Origin of the sequence: Streptomyces sp. NPDC090032 (assembly GCF_044748025.1) — a bacterium.
Classification (GTDB): domain Bacteria; phylum Actinomycetota; class Actinomycetes; order Streptomycetales; family Streptomycetaceae; genus Streptomyces.
The window spans coordinates 80,654-96,688 of the sequence record NZ_JBIVFF010000021.1 but is presented as its reverse complement, the minus strand read 5'-3'; the positions used below and the strand labels follow the sequence as shown (position 1 = coordinate 96,688).

General features: G+C 69.2%; 17 protein-coding genes. 3 read left to right on the top strand and 14 right to left on the bottom strand.

Annotated elements, in window-relative coordinates:
- Positions 1 to 9: 9 nt before the first annotated feature.
- Genes nuoK through ACIPWY_RS37270 form a run of 11 tightly spaced genes read right to left on the bottom strand, consistent with a single transcriptional unit; the run spans position 10 to position 10,830 of the window.
- Complete coding sequence (gene nuoK, locus ACIPWY_RS37320; RefSeq protein WP_004927567.1) at positions 10 to 309, bottom strand: NADH-quinone oxidoreductase subunit NuoK; 300 nt, start codon at positions 307 to 309, stop codon at positions 10 to 12.
- Positions 306 to 1,130 carry an NADH-quinone oxidoreductase subunit J gene (locus ACIPWY_RS37315; protein ID WP_362908600.1) on the bottom strand — a complete coding sequence of 275 codons (825 nt, stop codon included), beginning with the start codon at positions 1,128 to 1,130 and terminating at the stop codon, positions 306 to 308. The genes nuoK and ACIPWY_RS37315 overlap by 4 nt, the downstream gene beginning before the upstream one ends.
- Positions 1,127 to 1,738, bottom strand: a complete 612-nt coding sequence (nuoI, locus tag ACIPWY_RS37310) for an NADH-quinone oxidoreductase subunit NuoI (RefSeq protein WP_362908599.1) — start codon at positions 1,736 to 1,738, stop codon at positions 1,127 to 1,129. Before nuoI ends, ACIPWY_RS37315 begins: the two co-directional genes overlap by 4 nt.
- Positions 1,731 to 3,113, bottom strand: a complete 1,383-nt coding sequence (nuoH, locus tag ACIPWY_RS37305) for an NADH-quinone oxidoreductase subunit NuoH (protein WP_362908598.1) — start codon at positions 3,111 to 3,113, stop codon at positions 1,731 to 1,733. The genes nuoI and nuoH overlap by 8 nt, the downstream gene beginning before the upstream one ends.
- Positions 3,110 to 5,608 (bottom strand): NADH-quinone oxidoreductase subunit G, encoded by a 2,499-nt coding sequence (locus ACIPWY_RS37300; RefSeq protein WP_362908597.1) that lies wholly within the window; start codon positions 5,606 to 5,608, stop codon positions 3,110 to 3,112. Before ACIPWY_RS37300 ends, nuoH begins: the two co-directional genes overlap by 4 nt.
- Complete coding sequence (gene nuoF, locus ACIPWY_RS37295; protein WP_383894846.1) at positions 5,605 to 6,957, bottom strand: NADH-quinone oxidoreductase subunit NuoF; 1,353 nt, start codon at positions 6,955 to 6,957, stop codon at positions 5,605 to 5,607. The genes ACIPWY_RS37300 and nuoF overlap by 4 nt, the downstream gene beginning before the upstream one ends.
- Positions 6,957 to 7,790: an NADH-quinone oxidoreductase subunit NuoE gene (gene nuoE, locus ACIPWY_RS37290; protein ID WP_362908620.1), complete on the bottom strand. Its 834-nt coding sequence runs from the start codon at positions 7,788 to 7,790 to the stop codon at positions 6,957 to 6,959. Before nuoE ends, nuoF begins: the two co-directional genes overlap by 1 nt.
- 41 nt (positions 7,791 to 7,831) lie before the next feature.
- Positions 7,832 to 9,166 (bottom strand): NADH-quinone oxidoreductase subunit D, encoded by a 1,335-nt coding sequence (locus ACIPWY_RS37285; protein WP_362908595.1) that lies wholly within the window; start codon positions 9,164 to 9,166, stop codon positions 7,832 to 7,834.
- Positions 9,166 to 9,906, bottom strand: coding sequence for an NADH-quinone oxidoreductase subunit C (locus ACIPWY_RS37280; RefSeq protein ID WP_393705497.1), 741 nt, complete (start codon positions 9,904 to 9,906; stop codon positions 9,166 to 9,168). Before ACIPWY_RS37280 ends, ACIPWY_RS37285 begins: the two co-directional genes overlap by 1 nt.
- Positions 9,903 to 10,457, bottom strand: coding sequence for an NADH-quinone oxidoreductase subunit B family protein (locus ACIPWY_RS37275; protein WP_006133126.1), 555 nt, complete (start codon positions 10,455 to 10,457; stop codon positions 9,903 to 9,905). Before ACIPWY_RS37275 ends, ACIPWY_RS37280 begins: the two co-directional genes overlap by 4 nt.
- A 13-nt stretch (positions 10,458 to 10,470) precedes the next feature.
- Positions 10,471 to 10,830, bottom strand: a complete 360-nt coding sequence (locus ACIPWY_RS37270; protein ID WP_007383963.1) for an NADH-quinone oxidoreductase subunit A — start codon at positions 10,828 to 10,830, stop codon at positions 10,471 to 10,473.
- A gap of 714 nt (positions 10,831 to 11,544) precedes the next feature.
- Here ACIPWY_RS37270 and ACIPWY_RS37265 point away from each other — a divergent pair.
- Positions 11,545 to 12,351 carry a C40 family peptidase gene (locus tag ACIPWY_RS37265; RefSeq protein WP_362908594.1) on the top strand — a complete coding sequence of 269 codons (807 nt, stop codon included), beginning with the start codon at positions 11,545 to 11,547 and terminating at the stop codon, positions 12,349 to 12,351.
- A 130-nt stretch (positions 12,352 to 12,481) separates the two neighbouring features.
- On the opposite strand, the gene ACIPWY_RS37260 is transcribed toward ACIPWY_RS37265, so the two are convergent.
- The 3 genes from ACIPWY_RS37260 to ACIPWY_RS37250 all read right to left on the bottom strand — a co-directional run bounded on the left by ACIPWY_RS37260 (position 12,482) and on the right by ACIPWY_RS37250 (position 14,887).
- A complete protein-coding gene (locus tag ACIPWY_RS37260) occupies positions 12,482 to 12,808 on the bottom strand; it encodes a putative quinol monooxygenase (protein WP_393705496.1) in 327 nt (108 codons plus the stop codon).
- 76 nt (positions 12,809 to 12,884) lie between these two features.
- Entirely contained in the window at positions 12,885 to 13,607 is a 723-nt protein-coding gene (locus ACIPWY_RS37255) for an IclR family transcriptional regulator (RefSeq protein ID WP_383894856.1), read from the bottom strand.
- A complete protein-coding gene (locus ACIPWY_RS37250) occupies positions 13,604 to 14,887 on the bottom strand; it encodes a geranylgeranyl reductase family protein (protein ID WP_362908591.1) in 1,284 nt (427 codons plus the stop codon). Before ACIPWY_RS37250 ends, ACIPWY_RS37255 begins: the two co-directional genes overlap by 4 nt.
- A gap of 98 nt (positions 14,888 to 14,985) precedes the next feature.
- Here ACIPWY_RS37250 and ACIPWY_RS37245 point away from each other — a divergent pair, with 98 nt between their 5' ends.
- Together ACIPWY_RS37245 and ACIPWY_RS37240 are read left to right on the top strand one after the other, a co-directional pair.
- Positions 14,986 to 15,492 carry a GNAT family N-acetyltransferase gene (locus tag ACIPWY_RS37245; RefSeq protein ID WP_362908590.1) on the top strand — a complete coding sequence of 169 codons (507 nt, stop codon included), beginning with the start codon at positions 14,986 to 14,988 and terminating at the stop codon, positions 15,490 to 15,492.
- Positions 15,493 to 15,655: 163 nt separating this feature from the next.
- On the top strand, positions 15,656 to 15,997 hold the full coding sequence (locus tag ACIPWY_RS37240; protein ID WP_362908589.1) for a PASTA domain-containing protein: 342 nt from the start codon (positions 15,656 to 15,658) through the stop codon (positions 15,995 to 15,997).
- The last annotated feature ends 38 nt before the right edge of the window (positions 15,998 to 16,035 follow it).

Sequence of the window (16,035 nt, the reverse complement as noted above, 5' to 3'; positions counted from 1 at the left end):
AGCGACCCCTTACAGCTTCATCAGGCTGGCGTCGTCGACCGAGGCCGAGTGGCGGGAACGGAACAGCGACACGATGATCGCGAGCCCGACCACGACCTCCGCGGCGGCGACGACCATCGTGAAGAAGGCGATGATCTGGCCGTCGAGATTGCCGTGCATCCGGGAGAACGCGACGAACGCGAGGTTGCACGCGTTGAGCATGAGCTCGACGCACATGAACACGACGATCGCGTTCCGCCTGATGAGCACGCCGGTGGCGCCGATCGTGAACAACAGGGCGGCGAGATACAGGTAGTTGACGGGATTCACTTCGACGCCTCCTCGGTCCGCTCCAGGCGCTCGGCCGAGCGCTGCTCCAGAGCCTTCAGGTCACCGAGCGCCTCGTCCGACACGTCGCGGATCTGGCCGCGCTCGCGCAGCGTCCTGTTGACCGTGAGCTCGGAGGGGGTGCCGTCGGGGAGCAGGCCCGCGATGTCGACCGCGTTGTGCCGGGCGTAGACACCCGGGGCGGGCAGCGGCGGCAGGTGCTTGCCCTCGCGCACGCGCTGCTCGGCCATCTCGCGCTGGGTCCTGGCCCGCTCGACGCGCTCGCGGTGCGTGAGCACCATCGCTCCGAGGGTGGCCGTGATCAGCAGGGCACCGGTGATCTCGAAGGCGAAGACGTACTTCGTGAAGATGAGGGCGGCGAGGCCCTCCACGTTCCCGCCGGCGTTCGCCTTGCCCAGTCCGTTGAACTGGTGGAGCGAGGCGTTCCCGATGCCCGCGAGGAGCAGGATCCCGAAGCCTAGGCCGCACACCAGGGCCAGCCAGCGCTGCCCCTTGATGGTCTCCTTCAGGGAGTCCGCCGCGGTGACGCCGACGAGCATGACCACGAACAGGAACAGCATCATGATCGCGCCGGTGTAGACGATGATCTGGACGACGCCCAGGAAGTACGCGCCGTTGGCCAGGTAGAAGATCGCCAGAATGATCATGGTCCCGGCGAGACACAGCGCGCTGTGCACCGCCTTCTTCATCAGGACCGTGCACAGCGCGCCGATGACGGCGACCGTGCCGAGGACCCAGAACTGGATGGCCTCACCCGTGGAGGTGCCCGCGGCAAGAGTGGCTGTGGCGGCGAGCTGGCTCATGCCTCAGCCCCCTCGGGTTCGGGCTTCTCGCCCTTGGAGACGGCGACCTGACGCTCCGTGCCGGGCGCGGCCTCCGTCACCAGACCTCGGTAGTAGTCCTGCTCGTCCGTGCCGGGGAAGATCGAGTGGGGCGATTCGACCATGCCCTCCTCGAGCCCGGCGAGCAGCTGCTCCTTGGTGTAGATCAGGTTCTCGCGGCTGCTGTCGGCGAGCTCGAACTCGTTCGTCATCGTCAGCGCGCGCGTGGGGCACGCCTCGATGCACAGACCGCACAGGATGCAGCGGGCGTAGTTGATCTGGTAGACGCGGCCGTACCGCTCGCCCGGCGAGTAGCGCTCCTCGTCGGTGTTGTCCGCGCCCTCCACGTAGATGGCGTCCGCGGGACAGGCCCAGGCGCACAACTCGCAGCCGATGCACTTCTCCAGGCCGTCCGGATGACGGTTGAGCTGGTGCCGGCCGTGGAACCGCGGGGCCGTGGTCTTGGGCTGCTCCGGGTACTGCTCCGTCAGCCGCTTCTTGAACATGGCCTTGAAGGTCACGCCGAAGCCGGCCACGGGATTCTGGAAGCCGGGCTTGTTCTGCCCGCCCTCCGTCGACTCCTCAGCCATGGGACGCCTCCTTTCCGTCACGGGGACCCTCACCGGTTCCGTCACTGGCAGTATCCGGTCCGCCACTGACAATCAACTCCCGCTCCCCGCGCGGGCGTCGGCGCGGCACGGCCGGCGGAGTCTGGCCGGGCAGCGGCGGGACCGGGAAGCCGCCTGCCATCGGGTCGAAGGCCGCGGTCTGTTCGGCCGCCTCCCGCGCCTCGCGTTCCTTGCCACCGCGGTCCCTGAAGATGTCGACGAGGAACGAGAGCAGCAGCAGGGCGAGGACGCCGCCGCCCACGTACAGGGCGATGGAGGCGAAGTCGTAGTTCTCGTTCCGCAGGGTCCGCACGGTGGCGACCAGCATCAGCCAGACCACCGAGACCGGGATGAGAACCTTCCAGCCGAGCTTCATCAGCTGGTCGTAGCGCACGCGCGGGAGCGTGCCGCGCAGCCAGATGAAGAAGAACAGCAGCAGCTGGACCTTGATGACGAACCAGAGCATCGGCCACCAGCCGTGGTTCGCGCCCTCCCAGAAGGTGGACACCGGCCACGGGGCCCGCCAGCCGCCCAGGAAGAGCGTCACCGACACGGCCGAGACCGTCACCATGTTCACGTACTCGGCGAGCATGAACAGCGCGAACTTGATCGACGAATACTCGGTGTTGAAGCCGCCGACGAGGTCGCCCTCGGACTCCGGCATGTCGAAGGGGGCGCGGTTCGTCTCGCCGACCATCGTCACGATGTAGATCAGGAACGAGACCGGCAGGAGCACGATGTACCAGCGGTCGTGCTGCTGGGCGACGATCTCCGAGGTGGACATCGACCCGGAGTAGAGGAAGACCGAGGCGAAGGCCGCGCCCATCGCGATCTCGTACGAGATCATCTGGGCGCAGGACCGCAGGCCACCCAGCAAGGGGTAGGTCGATCCGGAACTCCAACCCGCGAGCACGATCCCGTAGATGCCGACCGAGGCGACCGCGAGGATGTAGAGCATCGCGATCGGCAGGTCGGTGAGCTGCATCGTCGTGCGCTGGCCGAAGATCGAGACCTCGTTGCCGGAGGGCCCGAAGGGGATCACGGCGATCGCCATGAAGGCCGGGATCGCGGCGACGACCGGCGCCAGGATGTAGACCACCTTGTCGGCGCGCTTGACGACGACGTCTTCCTTGAGCATCAGCTTGATGCCGTCGGCGAGCGACTGGAGCATGCCCCAGGGGCCGTGCCGGTTGGGGCCGATGCGCAGCTGCATCCAGGCGACGACCTTGCGCTCCCACACGATGGAGAAGAGCACGGTCACCATCAGGAAGGCGAAGCAGAAGACCGCCTTGATCGCCACGAGCCACCAGGGGTCCGTGCCGAACATCGAGAGGTCTTCCAGAGCGAGCGGGTTCATGACTGCACCTCCTTGGCCTCGTCGATGCCCGCGGGACCGATCCGGACGAGCGCGCCGGGCACGGCCCCCGTGTCGGAGGCCACGCCCCCGCCGGTGGAGTTCAGCGGAAGCCACACCACGCGGTCCGGCATCTCCGTGACCTGGAGCGGGAGTTGGGTCGTCCCCGCCGGTCCGGTGACGGCGAGTACGTCGCCGTCCTTGACACCCGCCTCGGCTGCCGTGGCGGCCGACACACGCGCGCGTGCAGCGTGCCGCGTGCCGGCGAGCGCGTCGTCACCCTCCTGGAGGCGGCCCTGGTCGAGCAGCAGCCGGTGCCCCGCGAGGACGGCCTCACCGGACGCGGGCCGCGGCGGCTGCGAGGCCGACTCCAGCGAGTCCGTCGCGCGGGGCCCGCTCCACCCGCCGAGGCGGTCGAGCTCCCCCCGCGCGGCCCGCAGGTCCGGCAGTCCCAGGTGTACGTCCATGGCGTCCGCGAGCATCTGGAGCACCCGCGCGTCGGCGGGCGCCAGGGAGCGCGTCATCTGGTCGGGCTTGAGCGCGGCCTCGAAGAGGCGTGCCCGGCCTTCCCAGTTGAGGAACGTGCCCGCCTTCTCGACGACGGCGGCGACCGGAAGCACGACGTCCGCGTGGTCGGTGACCTCGCTGGGACGCTGCTCCAGGGAGACGACGAACGCCACCTCGTGCAGTGCTTCACGCGCGCGTGCCGGGTCGGGCAGGTCCGCGACCTCGACACCGGCGACGACCAGGGCCCGCAGCTCACCGCCGGCGGCGGCCTCGACGATCTGGCCCGTGTCGCGCCCGTAGCGGTGCGGGAGTTCGGACACTCCCCAGGCGGCGGCGACCTCCTCCCGCGCGCGCGGGTCGGTGGCCGGTCGCCCGCCGGGCAGCAGCGACGGCAGGGCGCCCGCCTCGATCGCGCCGCGCTCCCCGGCCCGGCGCGGGATCCACACCAGCTGGGCACCGGTCGCCGTGGCGGCCCGTACGACGGCGGTCAGGGCGCCCGGCACGGCGGCGAGCCGCTCGCCGACGACGATGACGGCACCATCGGCGCGCAGCGCCTCGGACGCCTCGGCGCCCTCGTCCTCAAGGCCGAAGCCGGAGGCGAGGGCGTCCAGCCACTCGGTCTCGGTGCCCGGCGCGGCCGGCAGCAGCGTGCCGCCCGCCTTCTCCAGGCCGCGGGTCCCGAACGGGGCGAGCCCGAAGGTCCGCTGGCCGTGCCCGCGCCACGCCTTGCGCAGCTTCAGGAAGACGCCGGGCGCCTCCTCCTCGGCCTCGATCCCGACGAGGAGGACGGCGGGCGCCTTCTCCAGTGAGGTGTACGTGACCCCGACACCGTCGAGGTCACGCCCGCGTCCCGCGACCCGCGCCGCGAGGAAGTCGGCCTCCTCGCTGCTGTGCACGCGCGCGCGGAAGTCGATGTCGTTCGTGTCGAGCGCCACGCGCGCGAACTTGCTGTACGCGTACGCGTCCTCGACGGTGAGCCGACCGCCGGTCAGGACCCCGGCGCGACCGCGCGCCGACGACAGGCCCCGGGCCGCGATCTCCAGGGCCTCGGGCCAGGACGCGGGCTCCAGGACACCGTCCGCGTTCCGCACGAGCGGCGTGGTCAGCCGGTCGGGCTTTTGCGCGTACCGGAACCCGAAGCGGCCCTTGTCGCAGACCCACTCCTCGTTGACCTCGGGGTCCGGCGACGCGAGGCGCCTCATGACCTTGCCGCGCCGGTGGTCCGTGCGGGTCGCACAGCCGCCCGCGCAGTGCTCGCACACGCTGTGCGAGGACACGAGGTCGAAGGGACGGGAGCGGAATCGGTACGCCGCCGAGGTCAGCGCCCCGACCGGACAGATCTGGATCGTGTTCCCGGAGAAGTACGACTCGAAGGGGTCGCCCTCGCCGGTGCCGACCTGCTGGAGCGCGCCGCGCTCGAGCAGCTCGATCATCGGGTCGCCGGCGATCTGGTTCGAGAACCGGGTGCAGCGCGCGCACAGCACGCACCGCTCACGGTCGAGCAGGACCTGCGTCGAGATGGCGACCGGCTTCTCGAAGGTCCGCTTCTTCCCGTCGAAGCGGGAGTCGGACTGGCCGTGCGACATGGCCTGGTTCTGCAGCGGGCACTCGCCGCCCTTGTCGCAGACCGGGCAGTCCAGCGGGTGGTTGATGAGGAGCAGCTCCATCACACCGCGCTGCGCCTTCTCGGCGACCGGCGAGCTGAGCTGGCTCTTGACCACCATGCCGTCGGTGCAGGTGATGGTGCAGGACGCCATCGGCTTGCGCTGGCCCTCGACCTCGACGATGCACTGACGGCAGGCACCGGCCGGGTCGAGCAGGGGATGGTCGCAGAAGCGGGGGATCTCGATGCCGAGCTGCTCGGCGGCGCGGATGACCAAAGTGCCCTTGGGCACGCTGATCCCGATGCCGTCGATCGTCAGCGAGACGAGATCCTCCGGCGGCACCGCCGCCTCGCCGCCCCCGGAGGGAGCGCCTGTGGTTACCGTCATGCGTTCACCTCCGTGCGCTGGTCCGCCCAAGCGGTCGACTTGGCGGGGTCGAAGGGGCAGCCCTTGCCCGTGATGTGCTGCTCGTACTCCTCGCGGAAGTACTTGAGCGAGGAGAAGATCGGGGACGCGGCGCCGTCGCCGAGCGCGCAGAACGACTTGCCGTTGATGTTGTCGGCGATGTCGTTCAGCTTGTCGAGGTCGGACATGACGCCCTTGCCCGCTTCGATGTCGCGCAACAACTGCACGAGCCAGTACGTCCCTTCGCGGCACGGTGTGCACTTGCCGCAGGACTCGTGGGCGTAGAACTCGGTCCAGCGGGTGACCGCCCGCACGACGCAGGTCGTCTCGTCGAAGCACTGGAGCGCCTTCGTGCCCAGCATCGATCCCGCGGCGCCGACGCCCTCGTAGTCAAGGGGCACGTCGAGGTGCTCGTCGGTGAACATCGGGGTCGAACTGCCGCCGGGTGTCCAGAACTTGAGGCGGTGGCCCGCACGCATGCCGCCGCTCATGTCGAGGAGCTGGCGCAGCGTGATGCCGAGCGGAGCCTCGTACTGGCCGGGGTTGGTGACATGCCCGCTGAGCGAGTACAGCGTGAAGCCCGGGGACTTCTCACTGCCCATCGACTTGAACCAGTCCTTGCCGCGATTCAGGATCGCGGGAACCGACGCGATGGACTCGACGTTGTTGACAACAGTGGGGCACGCGTAGAGGCCCGCGACCGCGGGGAAGGGGGGACGGAGCCGCGGCTGGCCACGGCGGCCTTCGAGCGAGTCGAGCAGTGCGGTCTCCTCGCCACAGATGTACGCGCCCGCGCCCGCGTGCACCGTGACTTCGAGGTTCAGGCCGCTGCCCAGGACGTTCTCGCCGAGGTAGCCAGCCGCGTAGGCCTCCCGCACGGCCTCGTGGAGCCGCCGCAGTACGGGGACGGCCTCGCCCCGCAGATAGATGAAGGCATGCGAAGAGCGGATCGCGTAGCACGCGATCACGATCCCCTCGATGAGGGAATGCGGGTTCGCGAAGAGGAGCGGGATGTCCTTGCAGGTCCCTGGCTCCGACTCGTCGGCGTTGACAACTAGATAGTGCGGTTTGCCGTCGCCCTGCGGAATGAACTGCCACTTCATTCCGGTGGGGAAGCCCGCGCCGCCACGGCCGCGCAGTCCGGAGTCCTTCACATAGGCGATCAGGTCGTCCGGCGACATGGCGAGGGCCTTGCGCAGACCCTCGTAGCCGTCGTGCCGCCGGTAGACGTCGAGGGACCAGGACTTGTCCTCGTCCCAGAACGCCGAAAGCACCGGCGAGAGCAGCTTCTCCGGGCTGGTGTCGTTGTTGATCTCGGCTGCCAAGGTCATCACTCCCCCTCCTCGGCCACGGGGCCCGCCGGGTGGGCCGGATCGGAGGACGACGTGTCCTGCGGCGCATCGTGCGAACTCAGGTGCTCGGCGGGCGACGTGTCGTGCGGTGCCGCGTCGCCTGCGTCCCGATGAGGTCCCCCGTCCCGCGGATGGACCACGCGCGCGGGGGCGGCTTCGCCCTTGGCGAGGCGCAGGCCGATCAGCGAGGCAGGGCCCGCGCTGCCGCTCGCCTCGACGGCACCGGGCCGCTCGTCCGGGAAGCCGGCGAGAATCCGCGCGGTCTCCTTGTACGTGCACAGGGGGGCGCCGCGAGTGGGTTCGACCTCGGCTCCCGCGCGCAGGTCGTCGACGAGCCGCTTCGCGCTGCCCACCGTCTGGTTGTCGAAGAACTCCCAGTTGACCATCACGACGGGCGCGAAGTCGCAGGCCGCGTTGCACTCGATGTGTTCGAGGGTGACCTTGCCGTCCTCGGTGGTCCCGCCGTTGCCGACCCCCAGGTGCTCCTGGAGCGCCTCGAAGATGGCGTCGCCGCCCATCACGGCGCACAGCGTGTTCGTGCAGACGCCCACCTGGTAGTCACCGCTCGGCTTGCGCCGGTACATCGTGTAGAAGGTCGCGACGGCGGTGACCTCCGCAGTGGTCAGGCCCAGCGTGTCGGCGCAGAACTGCATGCCCGTGCGCGTGACATGGCCTTCCTCCGACTGCACGAGGTGCAGCAGCGGGAGGAGCGCGGAGCGCGATCCCGGGTAGCGGGCGATGATCTCGCGCGCATCCGTCTCGAGCCGGGCCCGGACGTCGTCCGGGTAGGCCGGCGCGGGCAGTTGGGGCATGCCCAGGCTGACGCCCTGGCCCTGCGCGGAAGGAGTGGTGGTCACCGGTCGACGCCTCCCATCACGGGGTCGATGGACGCGACGGCAACGATGACGTCGGCGACCTGGCCGCCCTCGCACATCGCCGCCATGGCCTGAAGGTTGGTGAAGGAAGGGTCGCGGTAGTGGACCCGGTAGGGGCGGGTGCCGCCGTCGGACACGACGTGCACCCCGAGCTCCCCCTTGGGTGACTCGACGGCGGAGTACGCCTGCCCCGGGGGGACCCGGAAGCCCTCGGTCACCAGCTTGAAGTGGTGGATCAGGGACTCCATGGAGGTGCCCATGATCTGCTTGATGTGGTCGAGCGAGTTGCCGAGGCCGTCCGGGCCGAGCGCGAGCTGAGCCGGCCAGGCGATCTTCTTGTCACCGACCATGACCGGGCCGGGGGCGAGCCGGTCCAGGCACTGCTCGACGATGCGCAGCGACTGGCGCATCTCCTCCAGACGGATCAGGAAGCGCCCGTAGGAGTCGCAGGTGTCGGCGGTCGGGACCTCGAACTCGTAGTTCTCGTAACCGCAGTACGGCTGGGACTTGCGCAGGTCGTGCGGGAGGCCCGCCGAGCGCAGGATCGGTCCGGTGGCGCCGAGGGCCATGCAGCCGGTGAGGTCGAGATAGCCGACGTCCTGCATACGGGCCTTGAAGATGGGGTTCCCGGTGGCGAGCTTGTCGTACTCGGGAAGGTTCTTCGACATCGTCTTCACGAACTCGCGGATCTGGTCCACCGCGCCGGGCGGCAGGTCCTGGGCGAGCCCGCCGGGCCGGATGTACGCGTGGTTCATGCGCAGGCCGGTGATGAGTTCGTAGATGTCGAGAATGAGTTCACGATCACGGAAGCCGTAGATCATGATCGTCGTGGCGCCGAGCTCCATGCCGCCGGTGGCGATGGCGACCAGGTGCGAGGACATCCGGTTCAGCTCCATCAGGAGCACCCGGATGATCGACGCGCGGTCGGGGATCTCGTCCGTGATGCCGAGGAGCTTCTCGACCGCGAGACAGTACGCCGCCTCGTTGTAGAACGGCGTCAGATAGTCCATGCGCGTGACGAAGGTGGTGCCCTGCGTCCAGTTCCGGTATTCGAGGTTCTTCTCGATGCCGGTGTGCAGATAGCCGATGCCGCAGCGGGCCTCGGTGACCGTCTCGCCGTCGATCTCCAGGATCAGCCGGAGCACGCCGTGCGTGGACGGGTGCTGCGGACCCATGTTGACGATGATGCGCTCGTCGTCGGCCTTGGCCGCGGACTGGACGACCTCGTCCCAGTCGCCGCCGGTGACCGTATATACGGTCCCCTCGGTCGTCTCGCGCGCCGAAGCGGCCGATGCCGCAGAAGAAGTAGACATCAGGAGTACGACCTCCGCTGGTCCGGAGCCGGGATCTGGGCGCCCTTGTACTCGACGGGGATGCCGCCGAGGGGGTAGTCCTTGCGCTGCGGGAAGCCCTGCCAGTCGTCCGGCATCATGATCCGCGTCAGCGCCGGGTGGCCGTCGAAGACCAGGCCGAAGAAGTCGTACGTCTCGCGCTCGTGCCAGTCGTTCGTCGGGTAGACGGCGACCAGCGAGGGGACGTGCGGATCCGCGTCGGGGGCGCTGACTTCGAGGCGGATCAGGCGATTGTGGGTGATCGAGCGCAGGTGGTAGACGGCGTGCAGCTCGCGGCCCTTGTCGTCCGGGTAGTGCACCCCGCTCACGCCCGTGCAGAGCTCGAAGCGCAGGGCCGGGTCGTCGCGCAGGGTCCGGGCGACGCGCACCAGGTACTCGCGCTCGATGTGGAACGTGAGCTCGTCGCGGTCGACGACGGTCCTGTCGATGGCGTTCTCGGGGACGAGGCCCTGTTCCTCCAGGGCCCCCTCCAGCTCGTCGGCCACCTCGTCGAACCAGCCGCCGTACGGCCGTGAGGCGGCGCCCGGCAGCCGTACGGAGCGGACGAGGCCGCCGTAGCCCGACGTGTCGCCACCGTTGTTGGCGCCGAACATGCCGCGCTGGACGCGGATCTCCTCGCCCTGGTCGCCGCGCTGGCCCGGAAGGTTGGCCGCGCTGAGGTCCTTCTCGGGGTTGACCCCGTTGCTGTCAGCGTCGCTCACCGCAGCAGCCCCTTCATCTCGATCGTCGGGAGCGCCTTGAGCGCCGCTTCCTCCGCCTCGCGGGCCGCCTCCTCGGCGTTCACGCCGAGCTTGGAGGACTGGATCTTCTGATGGAGCTTGAGAATCGCGTCCATCAGCATCTCCGGCCGCGGCGGGCAGCCGGGCAGGTAGATGTCCACAGGGACTACGTGATCGACGCCCTGCACGATCGCGTAGTTGTTGAACATCCCGCCCGACGAGGCGCACACGCCCATGGAGATGACCCACTTGGGGTTCGGCATCTGGTCGTAGACCTGCCGCAGGACGGGCGCCATCTTCTGGCTCACGCGCCCGGCCACGATCATCAGGTCCGCCTGCCGCGGCGAGCCGCGGAAGACCTCCATGCCGAAGCGCGCCAGGTCATAGCGGCCCGCGCCCGTCGTCATCATCTCGATGGCGCAGCACGCCAGGCCGAACGTGGCCGGGAAGACGGATGACTTGCGCACCCAGCCCGCGGCCTGCTCGACAGTGGTCAGCAGAAAGCCGCTCGGCAGCTTTTCTTCGAGTCCCATGGCTTAAGGCCCCTCAGTCCCATTCCAGGCCGCCGCGCCGCCATACGTACGCGTACGCGACGAAGACGGTGAGCACGAAGAGCAGCATCTCCACGAGCCCGAAAACACCCAGGGCGTCGAAGGTGACGGCCCAGGGGTAGAGGAAGACGATCTCGATGTCGAAGACGATGAAGAGCATCGCCGTCAGGTAGTACTTGATGGGGAAGCGCCCGCCGCCGGCCGGCGTAGGGGTCGGCTCGATACCGCATTCGTAGGCCTCGAGCTTGGCCCGGTTGTACCGCTTTGGACCGATAAGCGTGGCCATGACCACGGAGAAGATCGCAAAGCCTGCCCCGAGGGCTCCCAGTACGAGGATGGGCGCATACGCGTTCACCGCTCCTCGCTCCTCTCAGTCGGCGCTGACTGCTGGCGGATACGTCGGGCCCGCCTCCCGCTCCCCGCGAAGCCACCCCCGGTTGCACGAAGATCGCTCACATGTGAAGCAGGTCACAAGCCCAACTGCCCCGCATCCTATGCCTGCCGGTCTGTGATCTGCGACACGGGGTGCGCCAACAGCTTTGTGATCTCCACCACCTGACGAAGGATCATGAAGTCGGATGAGCGGTGATCTTCATACGCGAAGCGCCTGAGTGATCACCAGAGGTGACATCTTGGCTCGTTGTCCCAGGTGGAAGCGTCGATCCACTATCAAGAGGTGGCTCACGCGGGCAAATTGGCGCTGGACAGAACTGGCTGATAGTGAGCGCCGTTCACACATCAGAGGGAGAGGTGTGGACGTAAGTGGACGCGGGCAGGCGCTCGCGAGGAGCGTCCGACCGCGAAGGTGACCTCTTTGTGACCTGCGTCACGCCGCCCGTTACCTGTCGGAAACCGGGCTTGGCCATCGGTATCAACGAGTGGTAGGCCGAGGGCAATTCGGGCGTATTACAGAAAGCCCATGATCACAGGCTTGTTCGGCCGTGCCCGAATTGCCCGTTACGGCGTCAATAAGGCCCGCCACGCCCGGGATCCAAACGCTCATGCGACAACTGTGGCGCACCACACGTTTCTTGAAGGAACCATGGAGGCCCTGATAGCGGTTGTACTCATGTCCCACACCGCTCACATACCCAGCCACCGGAAGCCCCGTCGCAGCGCGTCGAAAATCGCCCTGCGCGCCGGAGTTGCCGGTGGCGTACTCAGCACCCTGGCAGTGGCCGGTGCGTCCGGCCCGGCGTTTGCCGCCGAGCCGGTGACCGAGACCATCGAGATGCCGACCATCACGGCGGACCTCTCCGCCCAGGTCGCCCAGTCCGCGGACGCCACCCAGCAGGCCGCGAACTCCTATGCCCTGCAGGCCGAGCAGGACCAGGCCGTCGCAAAGGCCGCAAAGCAGGCCAAGGCGGACCAGGCCCTCGCGGAGAAGAAGGCGGAGGCCAAGAAGAAGGCCGAGGCCGAGGCGAAGCGCAAGGCCGAGGAAGCGCGTGCGTCGCGCTCCGCCGAGCGCACCACCCTCTCCACCGCCTCCACCGCGGCCTCCGACGTCGCGGCCCCCGCCAGCGGCAGCGTCGCGTCCGTCATCGCCTTCCTGAAGGCGCAGCTCGGCGACGCGTACGTCATGGGCGGCACCGGCCCCAACTCCTGGGACTGCTCGGGTCTGACCCAGGCCGCGTTCGCGCAGGCCGGCGTCAGCCTGCCGCGCGTCTCGCAGGACCAGTCGACGGCCGGCACCCCGGTCTCCCTCGACAGCCTGCAGGTCGGCGACCTCCTCTACTGGGGCTCCGCGGGCTCGGCGTACCACGTGGGTGTGTACATCGGTAACGGCCAGTACCTGGACGCCGCCAACCCCTCCAAGGGCGTTGTCATCCAGGACCTGTCCGGCTACCCGGCGAGCGGCGCGGTCCGCGTTCTCTGAGTTCGTCCAGTTCTCCGACTTCTCTGACTTCTCTGAGATTTCATGACGAAGGGCCATCGCTCTCCTCCCGGAGGGCGGTGGCCCTTTGTCGCATATCGGGAAATCCCGCGTAGCACGCGTAACTCGCGAATCAGGCCTTCGGTGACAATTCACCCATAGGGCCCCAACTGCCGCCCGGGATCTCCGTGTTGATGATCTCCGGTACGGAAGCGATCAGACCGGACATCGTCTCCAGGCCGGCCTTGAAGTGGTCGGAGCCCACGTGCGCGGCCCCCGCGTCCCCGTCCCGGAAGCCCTCCAGGAGGACGTACTGGTTCGGGTCCTCGACGCTGCGGGACCAGTCGAAGAAGAGGTTGCCCTCCTCGGCGCGCGTGGCGCGGGTGAAATCGGCGGTGTGCTCCAGCCAGGAGTCGGCGTACTCGGGCCGGGCGGTGAACTTCACGGCGATGAAAATCATGCAGCCAGGGTGCTCCGAGCCGCCCCGCACGGCCAGTTCGCCGCGCGCGATTCCGGGAGCGCCGGAAAAACCGGGCCTACGCGGCGCGCGCCGAGCTCCGCAACAGCGCCGTGAGCGCCCGCTGCCTGCCGCGGAACGCGACGGTCGGCAGAGCCACCGACAGGGCGTGTCCGGGCCGCGCGGGCAGCGGCACGGCCACACAGGTGTACGCCTCGTCGGTCTCCCCCACCGACACGGCGACGCCCGAGGCCCGCACCCGGCGCAGCTCGGCCTCGAAGCGGTCGGGGCTCGTGATGGTGTGCTCGGTCAGGCGCGGGAGCCCGTGCTCGTCCAGATAGCGGCGCCGCGCGCCCCTCGGCAGCGAGGCGAGCAGCACCTTGCCGTGGGCGGTGGCGTGCGCGCCGTGGTCGACGCCGACCTCGAACGGGTCGCCGTCCGGGGCGTCCAGAGCGGACGCCGTGCTGTCCACGACCGCGATCCTGCCGCCCCGGCGCGCGCTCAGGTACGCGTGCGCGCCGGCCAGGCGGCGTACGGAGAGAAGCAGGCCGCCGGTCGACGCGTCCAGGCCCGCGTGGCGCCGGAACGAGCGGTACAGGGCGGGGACGCGCGGGCCGAGGGTGTAGCCGTCCGCGGTGCGCTCCACGTGGCCGCGCGCGGTCAGCGGGCCCATCAGGTGGTAGACGGTCGACAGGGCGCAGTCCAGTTCGCGGGCGAGGGACTTCGCCGTGACGGGGCCGGGTGCCCGGGCGACGGCCTCCAGGAGGTCGAGCGCCCGGTCCACCGAGTTCGGACCGCTCACGCCTTCGGCGCCACCTTGCTCAGGCCGTTGATGATGCGGTCCATCGCGTCGCCGCCCGTCGGGTCGGTCAGGTTGGCGAGCATCTTCAGCGTGAACTTCATGAGCACCGGGTGCGACAGACCACGCTGCGTCGCGATCTTCATGACCTTCGGGTTGCCGATGAGCTTCACGAAGGCTCGGCCGAGCGTGTAGTAGCCGCCGTAGGTGTCCTTGAGGACCTTCGGGTAGCGGTGGAGGGCGAGTTCGCGCTGGGCGTCGGTCGCGCGGGCATGCGCCTGCACGATGACGTCGGCCGCGATCTGGCCGGACTCCATGGCGTACGCGATGCCCTCGCCGTTGAACGGATTGACCAGGCCGCCCGCGTCGCCCACGAGGAGCAGGCCCTTGGTGTAGTGCGGCTGGCGGTTGAAGGCCATGGGCAGGGCGGCGCCGCGGATCGGCATCGTCATGTTGTCCGGGGTGTAGCCCCAGTCCTCGGGCATGGACGCGCACCAGGCCTTGAGCACCTCGCGCCAGTCGAGCTCCTTGAAGGCCTTGGAGGAGTCGAGGATGCCGAGGCCGACATTCGACGTGCCGTCGCCCATACCGAAGATCCAGCCGTAGCCGGGCAGCAGCCGCTCCTGGCCGCCGCGCCGGTCCCACAGCTCCAGCCAGGACTCCAGGTAGTCGTCGTCGTGGCGCGGCGACGTGAAGTACGTACGGACGGCGACGCCCATCGGCCGGTCCTCGCGCCGGTGCAGGCCCATCGCGAGGGACAGGCGGGTCGAGTTGCCGTCCGCGGCGACGACGAGGGGCGCGTGGAAGGTGACTTCGCGCTTCTCCTCGCCGAGCTTGGCGTTGACACCGGTGATGCGGCCCGTGCGGTCGTCGATGATCGGGGCGCCGACGTTGCAGCGCTCGTACAGGCGCGCGCCCGCCTTCTGCGCCTGCCGGGCGAGCTGCTCGTCGAAGTCGTCGCGCTTGCGGACGAGTCCGTAGTCCGGGTAGGAGGCGAGATCCGGCCAGTCCAGCTGGAGGCGGACGCCGCCGCCGATGATCCGCAGGCCCTTGTTGCGCAGCCAGCCCGCCTCTTCGGAGATGTCGATGCCCATCGACACGAGCTGCTTGGTGGCCCGCGGGGTGAGGCCGTCGCCGCACACCTTTTCCCTGGGGAACGCGGTCTTTTCAAGGAGGAGGACGTCGAGTCCGGCCTTGGCCAGGTAGTACGCGGTCGTCGAACCGGCTGGCCCGGCCCCGACGACGATCACATCTGCGCTGTGCTCGGAGAAGGGCTCGGTCACGGCGGGTTCTCCCGAAGACTCGAAATCTGCGTGCCGCGCGGCACCGGATATGGGCAGTCTATGCAGCGGTACTGATCACCCAGCCGAAGGGCCGCCCTGTGAACCGAGCTCTGCCTGATGTACAGCTGCGTGTCCCCACTGACGAGGACGCCTTCGCCTGGCACCGCGTCTTCGACGATCCGGAGGTCATGGAGTTCCACGGCGGGGCCGCTGCCGAGCTTTCCGTGTACGAGGAGCTGACTGCGCGGCAGCGCCGGCACGACGCGGAGCGCGGCTTCTGCCTGTGGACGATGACCGGCACGGACGGCGACGTCATCGGCTTCACGGGCGCGCAGCCCTGGCCGCACGCCTGGGGTCCGGCCGGCGAGATCGAGATCGGCTGGCGGCTGGGGCGCGCGCACTGGGGCCGTGGCTACGCGACGGCGGCCGCGCTGGCGACGCTGGAACGCGTACGGGCCGCGGGTGTACGGAGCGTGGTGGCGATGGTCGACTCGCGCAACGAGCGCTCGGTGGCGGTGACGCGCCGCCTCGGCATGGAACCCGCCGAATCGTTCACCGTCCCGGGTGACGCGCGCACGGGCCTCTGCTTCAGGCTCGCCTTGTAAGCCCTATGGGCCTTGTAAGCCCTATGGGCCTTGTAAGCCCTATGGGCCTTGCAAGCCCTATGAGCCTTGTAAGCCTTACGCGCCTTGCAAACCCTGCAGCCCTGTCGCTTCCGGTCGGGGGCCGGGCGGAGCTACCCTTCGGGTACCGCTGGGGGTGAAGTCTGTGCGCATTACACCCAAGACGCCCGAAGTGCGCGTACCGAAATTCGTCGGCCTGATGGCCGTCGACGCGCGCGAGGCCGCGGCGGCGCGCGGCGTACAGCTGACCGCGCCCGACCGCCCCGACTTCCGTCTCACCGTGGTCGACTACGTCGTACGCCAGTACCCACCGCCCGACACCGAGGTGCCCCGTGGCTCCGTCGTCACCGTCTGGTTCGACCTGGCGGACGGCGAGGGCCACGGCGGCTCCGGGGTGAACGAGCCCCGTATGCCGGGGCCGCGCGGCGGCGGTCTGCAGCGCGAACTGGACGAGCCGGGCGAGCCGTACTCGGTGGTCGGCATGTAGCGAGCGGTACTCGCTGACCGGCACGTGGCGAGCCGTAC

Coding starts and splice junctions, on each gene's coding strand:
- nuoE (WP_362908620.1), bottom strand. CDS start 7,790: ATGCCCCAACTGCCCGCGCCGGCCTACCCGGACGACGTCCGGGCCCGG.
- nuoF (WP_383894846.1), bottom strand. CDS start 6,957: ATGACCTTGGCAGCCGAGATCAACAACGACACCAGCCCGGAGAAGCTG.
- ACIPWY_RS37315 (WP_362908600.1), bottom strand. CDS start 1,130: ATGAGCCAGCTCGCCGCCACAGCCACTCTTGCCGCGGGCACCTCCACG.
- ACIPWY_RS37300 (WP_362908597.1), bottom strand. CDS start 5,608: ATGACGGTAACCACAGGCGCTCCCTCCGGGGGCGGCGAGGCGGCGGTG.
- ACIPWY_RS37285 (WP_362908595.1), bottom strand. CDS start 9,166: ATGTCTACTTCTTCTGCGGCATCGGCCGCTTCGGCGCGCGAGACGACC.
- nuoH (WP_362908598.1), bottom strand. CDS start 3,113: ATGAACCCGCTCGCTCTGGAAGACCTCTCGATGTTCGGCACGGACCCC.
- ACIPWY_RS37275 (WP_006133126.1), bottom strand. CDS start 10,457: ATGGGACTCGAAGAAAAGCTGCCGAGCGGCTTTCTGCTGACCACTGTC.
- ACIPWY_RS37260 (WP_393705496.1), bottom strand. CDS start 12,808: ATGATTTTCATCGCCGTGAAGTTCACCGCCCGGCCCGAGTACGCCGAC.
- ACIPWY_RS37265 (WP_362908594.1), top strand. CDS start 11,545: ATGTCCCACACCGCTCACATACCCAGCCACCGGAAGCCCCGTCGCAGC.
- nuoI (WP_362908599.1), bottom strand. CDS start 1,738: ATGGCTGAGGAGTCGACGGAGGGCGGGCAGAACAAGCCCGGCTTCCAG.